This window comes from Pseudoalteromonas sp. OOF1S-7 (genome assembly GCF_022347765.1).
Taxonomy (GTDB): domain Bacteria; phylum Pseudomonadota; class Gammaproteobacteria; order Enterobacterales; family Alteromonadaceae; genus Pseudoalteromonas.
The window spans coordinates 430983-444556 of record NZ_JAKRFZ010000003.1; the positions used below are offsets into that span (position 1 = coordinate 430983).

Sequence of the window (13574 nt, forward strand, 5' to 3'; positions counted from 1 at the left end):
TAATGGATGGACTTTTAAACCTGTGGTCAGCGACGGGGCTGGCCAACCTGACCTTTCCTGCACTGGCTATGATAGCGGTCGGCTGTGGCTTGCTCTATCTGGCAATTGCAAAGGGGTTTGAACCCTTGTTACTGGTTCCCATTGGCTTTGGTGCCATCCTGACCAATATTCCGGTGGCAGGCCTGGCCGATCCGGGTGGCCTGCTGTATTACGTGTATTACATTGGCATCGACAGTGGGGTGTTTCCGCTACTGATCTTTATGGGGGTCGGGGCGCTGACCGACTTCAGTGCACTGATCGCGAACCCCAGAATGTTGTTACTGGGAGCCGCTGCTCAGTTTGGTATTTTTGCCACCCTGTTTGGTGCCATTTTACTGAACTATGTACCTGGTTTTGAATTTACTCTGCAAGATGCATCGGCAATTGCCATTATCGGGGGGGCCGATGGTCCAACAGCTATATTCCTGGCTTCGCGCCTGTCGCCGGAATTGTTGGGCGCTATTGCAGTTGCAGCATATTCTTATATGGCGCTGGTACCAATTATTCAGCCGCCGATTATGCGCCTCCTGACGACAGAGGAAGAACGCAACATCGCGATGCCACAGCTAAGAGCGGTCTCAAAACAAGAAAAGATCCTGTTTCCTCTGGGTGTATTGACGCTGACTTTACTGTTTCTACCGGCTGCAACGCCGCTGGTCGGGATGTTTTGTTTGGGCAATCTGATGCGGGAATCAGGAGTGGTTGATCGCCTGAGTAACTCGGCACAGAACGAAATTATTAATATTACAACTATTTTCCTTGGGCTTGCGGTCGGCTCTAAGTTGGCTGCGGATCAGTTCCTGACGGTGGAAACCATAGGGATCCTGGTTTTGGGCGCTGTTGCTTTTAGTATTGGTACGGCATCTGGGGTATATATGGCCAAAGTGATGAATCGCTTTGCCGGTGATAGCCCCATTAATCCACTCGTTGGTGCGGCCGGGGTGTCGGCAGTGCCGATGGCTGCCCGAGTCGTGAATAAGGTCGGTTTAGAAAGCAACCCGCATAATTTCTTATTAATGCATGCGATGGGACCCAACGTTGCGGGGGTACTGGGCAGTGCCGTTGCGGCGGGTATCTTGCTTGCGCTAGTCGGTTAACACTCTCCAACCTGTTGCGCGAAGTACTGCTTCGCGCTTTTTTTCATTTCTCTTATACCAATTTGCTTATTTAAGTGTGCTATTTTGAGGCGAGAAAATAGGGTCTCTAACTAGGCAAAAATTTTGCTATTTAGTTGTTCTAAATGAGAAATTTTTAACGCCGTTAGCGTCATGTTTGCTCCTTCAGATTGAACAGGTATTTAGTGAAATTGGTAGTACTCCTTAAATTACCGGATACTTGGCAAAGCAGGTACGGCTGTGGCATGGTATCGCCACCACCATAAAGAGCGCGTAGTTATGAATGTTCTGATAATTTTAGGGAGCCTGATAGTTGCTTTGCTGATACTTATCCCATTACTTGAGAAATATCAAAGCCGGATGGGACTGGATAAAATGCAGAAGTATGGCAAATATATCTTACCTCTGGTGATGATCTCTATCGTGATCCGCCTGATTTACGATATGGTTCAGGGCTAGCCTGATGCGCTCAGTAGGTCGTCTGCTTACTGAGCGCACTAAGTATTAATCAACCTGCGACTGTAAATAGCGTTGGATAAACTCTGTGGCTTGCTGGTAGTGTGTTTCCAGGACATCACGTAGGTGGATCAGGTCATCACTGGTTAACTCTTCACCTTTACAACGTTGCTCAAACTCAGCCGCCACCTCGGCAACCCGATGAGCACCGATGGTCTTAGAAATGGATTTGAGTTGATGACAGGCTTCCACAATTTCTTCCTGGCTCATAGAAATCACAGCGCCATTGATATCTCTGGCCAGCTCACTGCTTTGCTCCAGATACATGCGGAAAAAGCGCAGTCGTTTATTCGTGTCATGGTTGACATATTTATCCAGCTGCGCCAGATCAATTGGCTCCTGAGGCGCCGCTTGTTGTGGCTCAGGCTCTTGTTCAATCGACGGCTGCTCTGCTTGCATGTTATCTTCTTGCTTTACTGCCTCAGCCGGTTTGCTTGGCGGTGCAAGCGGTTCGGCTGAGGACTGTGACGGTACGGCTTCTGCAGCCGTTTGTTTCGTGTACTCAGCCTGAGGTTGGGTCCGCTTGACCGCGGATTGCTGCCAGGTCTCCAGTGTGGCTTCAAGCACATTTAGTTCAACGGGCTTAGTGATATAGTCATTCATACCGGCTGCCAGGCAGCGATCACGTTCACCTTTGAGTGCATTGGCGGTGATAGCAATGATGTACGGTTGGGCATTAATGTCCTCAGCTTGCTCTGCTTCCTCGCGGATCTTGGCAACCATGTCATAACCAGACATCTTGGGCATGTGCAGATCGGTGAGAATAATTGGGTAGTGGGCATGTTGCCAGCGTGCCAGACCTTCTTCTCCATTCTCAGCCACTTCTACGCCATAGCCAAGCAAGTGCAGTTGATCGGTCAGAACCTGCTGGTTAAGCACATTGTCTTCTACCAGCAACACCAGTTTATTAGCCGCTCTGGCATCATCAACGTTCAGATATTTATTTAGTGAACGCGAGGGCTTAAGCTTTTTCGGTTGGTGTAAACCGGCTGCAACTAAAATGGCGATCATAAAGCTTGACTTACATAACGGCGCAGCATTGAGATAGAAAATACGATCGTGGTTTAAAGCCGGTTCATCCATGGTACTGAGCACGATGACTTGCTGGTTATTGTGTTCTATTGAGTAGAGCAAATCACGCAGCTGGCCATTGACTTTGTCCATGCCATCCAGGCCGTCCAGCACCCAGATCACATCACTGTCGTATTGATACTCACCAAGCTCATCAGCGTCTCTTAGTACCACAGTATCCGCGCCCATAAAGGACAGATAACGAGCCACAATATTTCGACGCGCGTGATCATGGGTAAGCACCGCTATTCTTTTGCCACTCAGCACTGCTTTATTGGCGTAGGCAATCTGGCCTTTTACACTAAACGGCAGCTCCACAACAAACTCACTGCCCATTCCTATGTCTGAGCTGACGTGAATGGAACCCAGCATCAGTTCAACCAAACTTTTACAGATAGACAAACCAAGCCCCGTACCGCCGTATTCACGAGTAATTGACCCTTCGGCCTGAATAAAGGGATTAAAAATCTCTCGTAGTTGCGCCTGCGTCATCCCTTTACCATTATCGGTTACAGTAAAACGCAAGGTGTAGTGTTCTGACGTGTTTTGCGCGACTTCCACGGCAATTTTCACAAAGCCACGCTTTGCATCATCGGTGGTGGTGAATTTAATCGCATTACTGCACAGGTTATATAACACCTGACGAACCCGCACTGCATCACCGACCAGGTTGTTAGGAATGTCTGGCGCAATAGCCAGTTGTAGATCCAGCTTACGCTTTCTTGCCACAGATGAGAGGACCCTGGCCACTTCTTCAATCGTCTCGGCGACGGAAAAGACGCTGTTGTCCATCTGCAACTTGCCGGCTTCAATTTTAGAGAAGTCGAGAATGTCATCCAGTATACCCAATAATGAAAAGGCAGAGTCACGAATAATCGTTGTCAGACGATGTTGGGCTCCATCCAGTTCGGTTTGGCGCAGTAAATCTATGGTACCTATGACCCCATTCATCGGGGTTCTGATCTCATGGCTCATGGTGGCCAGGAAAGTGGTCTTCGCTTCACTGGCTCGTTCTGCATTCAGTGTGGCTTTTTCCAGTGCCAGGGTGCGGGCCTGCACTTCAGATTCCAAACTGGTCTGTAGTTGTTTGAGCTCTCTCTGCGCCGCCTGGTTGCCCTGGATGATGTCACGGATTTGGTTGATTAACTGATTTATGCCCACGGCAGTTTTCGACAGCCCAAAACTCAGCTTTTCAGTGATATGAATATCGTAGGACTTTTGATCAAGCAGATGCTGTAGTTCTTCATTGAGCTCTGTCAGGTCTTTACTCAGACGACCGATGATCTGGCGCTTGAGGAAAATACCAAAGGCGATAGTCAGTAACAAAGCACAAACGGCCAGGATGATGCTGGTCACAGGCGTGGCAGCCGATACGGGTTGTTTGGGGGCGTATCTTAAGATGAGTTCACCGACTGGTAAATCATCCAGCACCAGGGGTTGGTGAACAACAAGTTCTCCTCCCTGATCGACTTTGGCTTGTCGCTTTATCGGTGCGATGCTCTGCTCATTGCTTTGATATACTAAGCTGGCTTGACCAATACCACTGTCACTATATAGGTATAGCTCGATGTCCGGGTTGCTGGCCTCGAATGCTGAAAGAATTTGCTTGGCATAGTTATAGCCCAGCTTCATCATGGAATGTGATAAAGGTGTTGAGATGTCTTTTGCCAGCAACACAAGGTCGGGCCGCTTATTGGGGTCGGTTATATTCTGGTGCTTATCAGGCCAGATAAATGCAGCGGCAGCAGAGATTGCTGCAATAATGATAGTTACGACAATAAACAGTGGCACGAAGCCCTTGATATTCGTTTGAGACGAGTTTTCCATTATATGATTCCGGACCCAACTTTTGTGCTATGTTTCTTTGTTGGATGCAATCCTACCACCTATGCTGGATGAATTCTCCCCGTTTTTGCCCACCACAGGCGATAAAACGGCGTGATAAAGTGCTTTAAAATACCAAATACAGAGGGAAATTTAAGCGATTAGCTGTGTTTTGCCGGAATAGTGGTCAGTCGAACACTGAGTTTAAAAAAAAAGTTGACTTAACAAGGCAAAACCCGTTTAATACGCCGCACGCCCAGATAGCTCAGTCGGTAGAGCAGAGGATTGAAAATCCTCGTGTCGGTGGTTCGATTCCGCCTCTGGGCACCATTTTAAAAGGTGTGCCTGACTTAATCAGTTGGGTGAGATTAGACCGAAGCAACGCTTCGCAGCTAATCGAACGCGAGACAGGACGTCGAGCCGGAACGCTGCTTCAGGATGAATTATACAGCACAATATAACCAGTTTTTGCCCAGATAGCTCAGTCGGTAGAGCAGAGGATTGAAAATCCTCGTGTCGGTGGTTCGATTCCGCCTCTGGGCACCATTATTAAGTGTGCCGACTTAGCTCAGTTGGTAGAGCAACTGACTTGTAATCAGTAGGTCATCCGTTCGACTCGGATAGTCGGCACCATTTATTAACTCATATTTGAGTTCGACTGAAATGATAAAGTTTCGGTCACTATCAAGACATTGTCTTGATATGCGTTTTACTGAAGAACGCACAATATAACCAGTTTTAGCCCAGATAGCTCAGTTGGGCGAAACAAGACCGAAGCAACGCTTCGCAGCTTGTTGAGGTGGAGTCAGGACGACGACAGGCCACCGCTTCATGGACGAAAGAGTAGCACAATATAACCAGTTTTAGCCCAGATAGCTCAGTCGGTAGAGCAGAGGATTGAAAATCCTCGTGTCGGTGGTTCGATTCCGCCTCTGGGCACCATTATTAAAAGGTGCGCCGACTTAGCTCAGTTGGTAGAGCAACTGACTTGTAATCAGTAGGTCATCCGTTCGACTCGGATAGTCGGCACCATTTAAGCCCAGATAGCTCAGTCGGTAGAGCAGAGGATTGAAAATCCTCGTGTCGGTGGTTCGATTCCGCCTCTGGGCACCATTATTGAAAAGCCCTGCATTAGCGGGGCTTTTTACTTTCTGCTCCAAATTAAATGAGTTGGCGTAATCGAACACACCTGCGGGTGGTTCGATGATGAAATACGTCCTTGTATTTCACCGCAAGCGGCCAGCTAAAGCTGTTCAAAGTGGTTCCGGACCACTTTGTCCGCCTCTGGGCACCATTATTGAAAAGCCCCGCATTAGCGGGGCTTTTTACTTTCTGCTCCAAATTAAATGAGTTGGCGTAATCGAACACGCCTGCGGGTGGTTCGATGATGAAATACGTCCTTGTATTTCACCGCAAGCGGCCAGCTAAAGCTGTTCAAAGTGGTTCCGGACCACTTTGTCCGCCTCTGGGCACCATTATTGAAAAACCCCGCATTAGCGGGGCTTTTTACTTTCTGCTCCAAATTAAATGAGTTGGCGTAATCGAACACGCCTGCGGGTGGTTCGATGATGAAATACGTCCTTGTATTTCACCGCAAGCGGCCAGCTAAAGCTGTTCAAAGTGGTTCCGGACCACTTTGTCCGCCTCTGGGCACCATTATTGAAAAGCCTCGCATTAGCGGGGCTTTTTCATTTCTGATGCTAAGTAATTGCGGATTGGCGAAATTACACAGACCAGCAGAACGATTGATTTAAGCCTTTGCACATCAAACCATGACTTTGTCACTACTTTGCTCATATACTTAACCTAGCAAGTAGTAATGGTTTGTTATGGAACAGATTGAGATATTCGAGATCCCCAGTCCGTGTCGTGGGATTTGTGAAGTGAATAATCGGGGTTATTGCAAGGGGTGCTTTCGCAGTCGCGAAGAGCGCTTTCATTGGCATGCGCTGAGCGAGCAGCAAAAACGTAAGGTGATTGAGCTATGTGCGCAACGGCAAAAACGTGTGATGGCCGCGAAGAAACGTTGCTCAGATACTCAGCCAACTGACCGCCCACAGCATGGAGATCAGGAAGACCTTTTTTAAATCTGATACTTAGTTTTTAGCATCGCTACAGTCCCTTTTTCTGCGAGCTGATGCAGCACCTCTTCCAGTAACGGGATCAATGCTTGATGTTTGCTATGCAGATAATGATAGGTCTCAATGGTTAACAAGGTCTCAATTTTAAACGACTCCAGGTCAATATCTGCCAGATGTTCACGCAAATGAAAATCTACCACCAATGCTGCCTGGACTTTGCCCTGAGTAACCAAATTAAGCTGAGTAATGTTGTTCTTTACTTCTATCAGCTGGCCGTTAAAAGGGGTACTTTGTAGGTATCGGTTTGCGACCAGATAACCGCTTTGGATAACCAAAGAATCAAGTTGTTTAAACGTGCACTCTAAACAACGGCTGAGTAGCTGCAAATTAAAGCTGTATAAAGGAAACTGCACCTGAAGTAAATTGGGGTAGGCCTGGGTTACGCCATGGATCCGTCCTAGCTGCCCATCAAGTGCGCCATTATTGGCGGCAATCAGAGCACTTTGGCGGTTAAAATCCACTACCTCTAATGTGTAGCCAAGCTGCTGATAGGCTGTTTGCAGTAACTCAATGACGTATCTTGCCTGAGGGGTATCAGCCGGGCGATTAAAATACAGTGTGCGGTCATCTGATGATGCTATGCTTTGTGTACTCAGGCAGCATAACAATAACAAACTGAAAATTCGCAATGGATCTCCTTGTAAATAATTGAACTCACTTCATTTACGGTGGTTAAACAAGTACTCCCTTTAGCGCGAGTAGCACGTGTACATCAACGGATACACCTTAGCGTAATTATGATACACTTTTTCCAAAGATTGCTGTAACCAAATTTACTATGAGCTATAACCTGTGTAATTTATCGAGACACGATAAGTATCAAATTCAACTAGAATACGAAGCGTCTTTCTGGGCTTATCAAATCAAACGCGGCAAGAACAGTCGTGAGGCCATTTATGATGCGATCAATCAACGTCCCATGTCAGAGCAGGCGATGTTGAAAGAAAAGTTTGAGTTTTACCTGGGGCTGATGCTGGCTTAGCCATGAAGGTTGTCGCTCAGGTATTGCCGGCTTTGCAAACGCCGCTTGTGAATAAGTTTTATCAGGCCCATAAGGCCAGGGGGAAGGCCACCCGTCAGGATGAAAACTGGGTGCTCAAAGGCACGGAGATTGTTGCGGCGTGCAGGGTACAGCGCATAGCGGGTCATCACTTTTTGTCCACAGTGTTAGTGGCACCTGAGCAGCGAGGCAAGGGGTGTGCCCGGGCACTACTGGATGCTGTGTTAGCAGCGCAATCAAGCGTGTTGTATACCTTTGCTTATCGTCACTTGAGAGCCTTTTATGAAGGCCTGGGCTTTGTGATGATAGAACCCGTAGCTCTGCCTCAGGGATTGGCAGAAAAGTATCACATTTATGTTGCACAAGGCCGACAGATCCAGGCGATGCAATATATTAACCCTGATCAGAATCGACTATGTTGCGAATAATCTTCTGTTTTATCCTTGCTGTTTTCACTGCAGTTACTGAGGCGCAGGTATCCCGTTTGTCTCCCGCGGAGGGCCTGTCGCAAAGCTATGTGAACACCCTGCTGATCGATGACAACGGCTATCTTTGGCTGGCAACTGAAGGGGGACTGAACCGCTATGACGGGTATCAGGTGCTGGAGGTCGGCGGGCCGAATCAGGATCTGAATAAAATGCAAATAGATCGCATCTATCAGGACGAGAATGGCATCATTTGGATAGCTTCTGGGCGCGCAGGCTTATTCAGTTACGACCCTGAGCAAGATAGCTATCGTCGATACACATCGGCGCCGGAATCTGAAGAAGATTATTTTAAAAACAGTGTATTTCAGATGCTGAGCAAGAGTGAACATGAGCTTTGGCTGGGCAGAGCACAAAATGTCGCCGTGATGGATACTCGTACGGGGGACATCACCCAAGAGATTGTATTGCCTGTAGAAGATCCTCAGATGGCGGTTCGAGGTTTGCTTAAACACGGCAACTTGTTGTTTATTGCCTCGGCTGAACGCTTGTTTGTTTACAATACCGACACCGATCAGCTCCGTGCGATTACGCATCGTGATCAAATCACCCATCCATTTCAGACCAACACCAAGTCACTACATTTACTTGACGACGACACTTTGATTTTAGGCGCAGTGATTGGCATGTATCAGCTGGACATTGGCGCACTGCGCCGTGACTTCGATGCTGAGGTACCCTATCAGACGCTGATTGAAGAACTGAATATTTGGCAAATTGAGCGTAGTGGCAAGCGGCTGCTGCTTGGCACAGATCATGGGCTGATGCACTACGATATTGCCAGTGGTGAGGTGCATCGCGATACGCGCCTCACCAGTAGCCGTTATGCGGTTTCGGATAGCAGTGTGATTTATTTTATCCGCGATGATTTTGGCGGGTTTTGGGTTGCTACTAAAAAAGACGGGGCCTTTTATTTACCTGCTGAGTCACAAGGGTTTGATAATGTTCATCCTGGTTCTGTAGAGGGGCGTTTCTCTAAGGGAACTGTGTGGGGTCTGGTTGAGTACGATGGCTTTATCTGGGCAGGAACACGGGATGGCCTGACCCGCTACGATCCGCAAACGCGTACGTCCGAACAGTACCTGGCCGGGTTTTTGGGCGATGGCTTTTATCCTGAGTTTACCATTTTTGGTCTGCTCAGTTATCAGGACAAATTATGGCTCAGTAGTAATCGTGGCTTGTTTGTGTTCGAGCCAGATTCAGAGGAAATCTATCGACCTCAGGCTCAGGATAGCGCTGCCACGTCGGTGTTGTCCGGGTTTGTCAAAGGCGCCGTAATAGTAGGCGACGGACAGTTATATCTGGTAGATGAGAAAACCGGTTTTTATGTGTTTGACATCAATACCGCCACACTCACTAAGCTGGCTAAGCTGGGGGCGGAGTTTGACCGGTTTGATCCCTTCCTGAGTTACGGTTTTTACAAGCCACTCAGCACGCACCCTGAGGATCCGGTCTTTTACAGTGAAGGTCGGCTGTTTCGTTATGATACACAGGCACACAGGCTGGTAGAGATTTATCAGGTGCCCAAAGCACATAAACAAAGTGCGGTCGACCTGCTGAGTTATACCATCGACAAGCACAATGTGCTGTGGTTGTCATTTGCCAGACATGGTTTGGTACGTTTGACGGCAGATGGTTATGAACAGCTGCCTATGCCTAACGAGCAGCACACCGTTACCAACAATATTTTGTATGAAATGGTTCAGGATGATGTTGGCATGATCTGGATGTCGTCTCACCAGGGGATCTGGCGGCTGGATCCGGATAATTTCCATCTACAGGGGTTTACAACTGCTGATGGCTTGATGAGTAATGAGTTCAATGGTGGTGCATCCGTCAGGCTTGCAGATGGCCGCATTGGATATGGCTCGTTGCAGGGCTTTACGTTGTTTGACCCTAAGGTGCACCGCCCCACTAAGTCTCTGTTAAACAGAGTCAACATCACAGATGTTGACCTGATGTCGCGAGACATTTTGCCCTCCGGGCTTAAGTCATTTTCCTATATTGAGCTTAATCATGATGACATTGGGCTGGAAGTGTCTTTTTCAGCGATGGCGTTTACCCTGCAAGAGCGTATAGTCTACGAATATCAGCTCTCCGGTGAGCAGCGGATCCTTAGTCGCAACAGCAACCGGGTGGTTTTTCCAAAACTCAGTCCGGGGAATTATCGCCTCAAAGTCTGGGCGAAAGATCCGCTAACGGGCGATTACACGCCACCTGCTCAACTGGAGATTGTGGTGCATTATCCGGTATGGCGCGCGCCCTGGGCACTGTTCTGTTATGTTTTGCTGGGCGCAGCTTTATTTGCTTTTTGGGTGCACCGGAAAAACAAAGTCGCGGGTATGATCCTGGCGGCTCATCGTGAAACACAAAACAGTGAAACGCGTTTGAAGATGGCATTGGAGGGCAGCAATTCCGGTGTTTGGGACTGGCAATCGGGAAGCCAGTTTGTTTATCAACCTCGTTTAGTGAGCGATCTTGGTTACAACAACGAGAGCATAGTATTAGATGAATATCTTGAGCTCATTCATCCTCAGGATCGCGCCTTGTTTCGTATCGAATGGCTGGAGTTTGTTTCAACCGAAAAAGGGTTTATTGACTGCACCTATCGTTTGCGCCATATCAATGGGCAATGGCGCTGGTACAAGGACTACGGCAAAGTGATGGCATGGCAGGATGGAGTACCGGTGCAGGTTGCCGGAACCTATACCAACCTGACCCGGGAGCGAGTGTTTGAGGAGCGGGCCACCCTGTTTGGTGCAGCGTTTGAGCAAACCCGTGACTGGGTTATGATCTTTGACAAGCACTTGCGTATTCTGGCGTGTAACAAGGCACTGCAGCGTGCCTTCTCTGTCAGTGCGGCGCCTTCATCCAGTACCAGTGTCACTTTGGGGCTGGAGCGTAATGTCAGGATGAAGTATCTGCGCGAGATCAGTAAATTAAAAGTCGACGACTTATATGTTGCCGAAGAAACGTTGCGACTGCCCAGTGGCGAAAAACGTCAGGTACTGCTCAAAATCAGTGCCACACAAGACAAGCATTACATTCTGGTATTGACAGATATCAGCAAACAAAAGCGGACAGAGAAAGAGCTCTACCAGCTGGCTAACTATGATGCGCTTACTAAGCTGCCGAATAAAGTCCTGTTTATGGACCGGGTCCAGCATGCGATTGAACAGGCTCGTTTGTCGCGCCAGCCACTGGCCATTATCGCGATCAAGTTCAGTCGCTTGCAAAGGTTTGCCGATACTTATGGGAATGACTTTCTGGCACTGGTGACACAGAAACTGGCAGCCAATTTGCAGTGCTGCTTCCGGGAAGTAGACAGCCTCGCCATCGGTAATGAACGAGACTTCTATATTCTGATGGAGCAACTGAGCGGGGTGGAGCAGGTTATGCGATATATTCATTGTCTGCTTGAGCGCTTCGAAAAAGGGTTTGAAATTGAACAGCAACAGGTCCATGTTAAGGCTAAGCTGGGGATTGCTATGTTCCCTGATGATGCCTGCGATGCATTCGATTTGAATCAGGCTGCGGAGACGGCACTGAGTCATGCCAGACAATCTTTGGTGACGGATTATCAGTTCTATCACAGTGAAATCAATGAGCAGGTACAACGCGCCCTTGCTATTGAGCAAGCGCTTTTGAAGGCCTATCAGGAAGAAGCATTTCGCAATCACTATCAGCCCATTATTAATGCAACGCATATGTCGGTTGAAGGCTTCGAAGTATTGCTTCGCTGGCCACAGGACCCCAGCTACAGCATTGAAGAGCTGGCCCACACCGCAGAGCAGACTGGGATCATTACCCGAGTCATGCTACAAACCCTGGAAAGAGCACTTGCCGATCTGAAAGGCTGGCATGCATCGCACCCCGACCTGTATATTTCGGTCAATCTGTCGGCTCTGGACTTTCAGTACGACGACTTACTGGCTCGGATCACTGAGATCCTGAAGCACAACGATGTCGATGGTCGTTATCTGGTATTCGAAATCACAGAATCAGTGATGATGGCGGATGCCGAGCAGGCCATTGCCCGAATGCATGATCTCAGGACCTTAGGCTGTCGACTCTATATGGATGATTTTGGTACCGGGTACTCATCGTTGACGTACCTTAAACAGTATCCGGTGGATGCACTCAAGATTGATCGTAGCTTTGTCAATGATATTGGTCGTGACAAGGAGCATGAAGTGATCATTCATTCCACTTTGTCTTTGGCACACAGCTTAGGTAAATACTGCATTGCGGAAGGAGTTGAACAGATGGAGCAACTGTCTTTTTTGAGAATGCTGGGGTGTGAGCGCTTTCAGGGTTATTTGTTCAGTAAGGCGCTGCCAGCTGCCGACGTGACAGAGTTATTGAGACGTAACTGGCACCAGGTTTTTGCCCGCGCCAGTTAATATTCAGCCTGCGACGCGGGCCTGACTGTTTTTACAGTTTGCCACCACAATGGCGGCAATAATGGTTATGTACGCGTTGACTGGTCATCATTTTGATGGCCTGGTTGGCCTCCACAGGGCTGAGTCCAAGCTCAATTCTGAGGGCTTCAAGGTGCTCTTTCTCTTGTTCATCGACGACGCCATCGCTTAGAGAGTGAAGCACTGCTTCATTGAACGCATCCCGGCGCTTTCTGAGCTGATCGGCAAAGCTGGAAGCCAGCAAACCGGTGGGAATAGCGACCATGCCCATACTCAGTAAAGTGATCACGCCACCAAAAAAGCGCCCCAGTGGAGTGATCGGTACCACGTCTCCATATCCGACCGTGGTGAGGGTGGCCATTGCCCACCACATGGCGGCCGGAATAGAGCCAAACTTATCTGGCTGAACATCATGTTCAATCAAATAGATACCGCACGATGCGACAATCAACACCAGCGACATGATAAAGAAAGCGGCGAGCAACGAACTGCTTTCTTCTCTGAATGCCGCCAACAGCAGCTGCATGGCGCGCGAGTAACGGGTCAGCTTAAAAATACGCAATAAGCGAAACACCCGTAAAAAACGCAGATCAAATGAGAAAAACACCATCAACAGGGTAGGTAGAATGGCCAGCAGATCGATAATGGCTAAAGGCGAGAGTATATAGCGTATACGTTTCCTGCCATTGTTTCCCTGAGTGTGTTTAAATTCCAGCTTATCGACACAACACCACAGCCGCAGCAGATATTCAATGGTGAAAATTGCCACCGAAATCACTTCGATGAAAAAGAACGGTCTATGATAACGTGCTGCCAGTGTTGGTACTGACTCCAGAACAATGGCGATGACGTTGATGATGATAAGTGATATCAAAAAGACATCAATGGCGTGTCCTGCTTTTCTGAACCGACCGCTGGCTTCCAATAGCCCGGCGGCTTTTTGTCTGAGTGTCAGATCCATA

At 48.4% G+C, this 13574-nt stretch carries 9 protein-coding genes and 6 tRNA genes; 12 read left to right on the forward strand and 3 right to left on the reverse strand.

Going from position 1 to position 13574, the window contains the following annotated elements; all coding sequences use genetic code 11:
* Positions 1–2 precede the first annotated feature (2 nt).
* Together MHN33_RS06785 and MHN33_RS06790 are read left to right on the forward strand one after the other, a co-directional pair.
* Positions 3–1136, forward strand: coding sequence for a sodium ion-translocating decarboxylase subunit beta (locus MHN33_RS06785; protein ID WP_239397251.1), 1134 nt, complete (start codon positions 3–5; stop codon positions 1134–1136).
* A gap of 297 nt (positions 1137–1433) precedes the next feature.
* Entirely contained in the window at positions 1434–1613 is a 180-nt protein-coding gene (locus MHN33_RS06790; RefSeq protein ID WP_239397252.1) for a hypothetical protein, read from the forward strand.
* A gap of 45 nt (positions 1614–1658) precedes the next feature.
* Here the strand turns inward: MHN33_RS06790 and MHN33_RS06795 are convergent, their stop codons facing one another.
* On the reverse strand, positions 1659–4568 hold the full coding sequence (locus MHN33_RS06795; RefSeq protein ID WP_239397253.1) for a hybrid sensor histidine kinase/response regulator: 2910 nt from the start codon (positions 4566–4568) through the stop codon (positions 1659–1661).
* A gap of 251 nt (positions 4569–4819) precedes the next feature.
* Between MHN33_RS06795 and MHN33_RS06800 the strand changes: the two genes are divergently transcribed.
* The 7 genes from MHN33_RS06800 (at position 4820) to MHN33_RS06830 (ending at position 6652) form a co-directional block, all read left to right on the forward strand.
* A tRNA-Phe gene (locus MHN33_RS06800) sits at positions 4820–4895 on the forward strand.
* A 140-nt stretch (positions 4896–5035) separates the two neighbouring features.
* Positions 5036–5111: transfer RNA gene (locus MHN33_RS06805), tRNA-Phe, on the forward strand.
* Between the two features lie 11 nt (positions 5112–5122).
* Positions 5123–5198: transfer RNA gene (locus MHN33_RS06810), tRNA-Thr, on the forward strand.
* Positions 5199–5431: 233 nt separating this feature from the next.
* Positions 5432–5507, forward strand: a tRNA-Phe gene (locus MHN33_RS06815).
* A 14-nt stretch (positions 5508–5521) separates the two neighbouring features.
* Positions 5522–5597 (forward strand) — tRNA-Thr (locus MHN33_RS06820).
* A 5-nt stretch (positions 5598–5602) separates the two neighbouring features.
* A tRNA-Phe gene (locus MHN33_RS06825) sits at positions 5603–5678 on the forward strand.
* Positions 5679–6394: 716 nt separating this feature from the next.
* Positions 6395–6652, forward strand: coding sequence for a DUF1289 domain-containing protein (locus MHN33_RS06830; protein WP_239397254.1), 258 nt, complete (start codon positions 6395–6397; stop codon positions 6650–6652).
* Here the strand turns inward: MHN33_RS06830 and MHN33_RS06835 are convergent.
* On the reverse strand, positions 6649–7335 hold the full coding sequence (locus MHN33_RS06835; protein ID WP_239397255.1) for a transporter substrate-binding domain-containing protein: 687 nt from the start codon (positions 7333–7335) through the stop codon (positions 6649–6651). The genes MHN33_RS06830 and MHN33_RS06835 overlap by 4 nt on opposite strands.
* A 149-nt stretch (positions 7336–7484) precedes the next feature.
* On the opposite strand from MHN33_RS06835, the gene MHN33_RS06840 reads away from it, so the two are divergent.
* From MHN33_RS06840 to MHN33_RS06850, 3 genes are read left to right on the forward strand one after another with little or no spacing between them, the layout of a single operon-like run.
* Positions 7485–7688, forward strand: coding sequence for a DUF3283 family protein (locus tag MHN33_RS06840; RefSeq protein WP_239397256.1), 204 nt, complete (start codon positions 7485–7487; stop codon positions 7686–7688).
* 2 nt (positions 7689–7690) lie between these two features.
* Positions 7691–8134 (forward strand): GNAT family N-acetyltransferase, encoded by a 444-nt coding sequence (locus MHN33_RS06845; RefSeq protein WP_239397257.1) that lies wholly within the window; start codon positions 7691–7693, stop codon positions 8132–8134.
* A 56-nt stretch (positions 8135–8190) separates the two neighbouring features.
* A complete protein-coding gene (locus tag MHN33_RS06850; protein WP_239397258.1) occupies positions 8191–12594 on the forward strand; it encodes an EAL domain-containing protein in 4404 nt (1467 codons plus the stop codon).
* Positions 12595–12625: 31 nt separating this feature from the next.
* Here the strand turns inward: MHN33_RS06850 and MHN33_RS06855 are convergent, their stop codons facing one another.
* On the reverse strand, positions 12626–13573 hold the full coding sequence (locus MHN33_RS06855) for an ion transporter (RefSeq protein ID WP_239397259.1): 948 nt from the start codon (positions 13571–13573) through the stop codon (positions 12626–12628).
* Position 13574 lies beyond the last annotated feature (1 nt).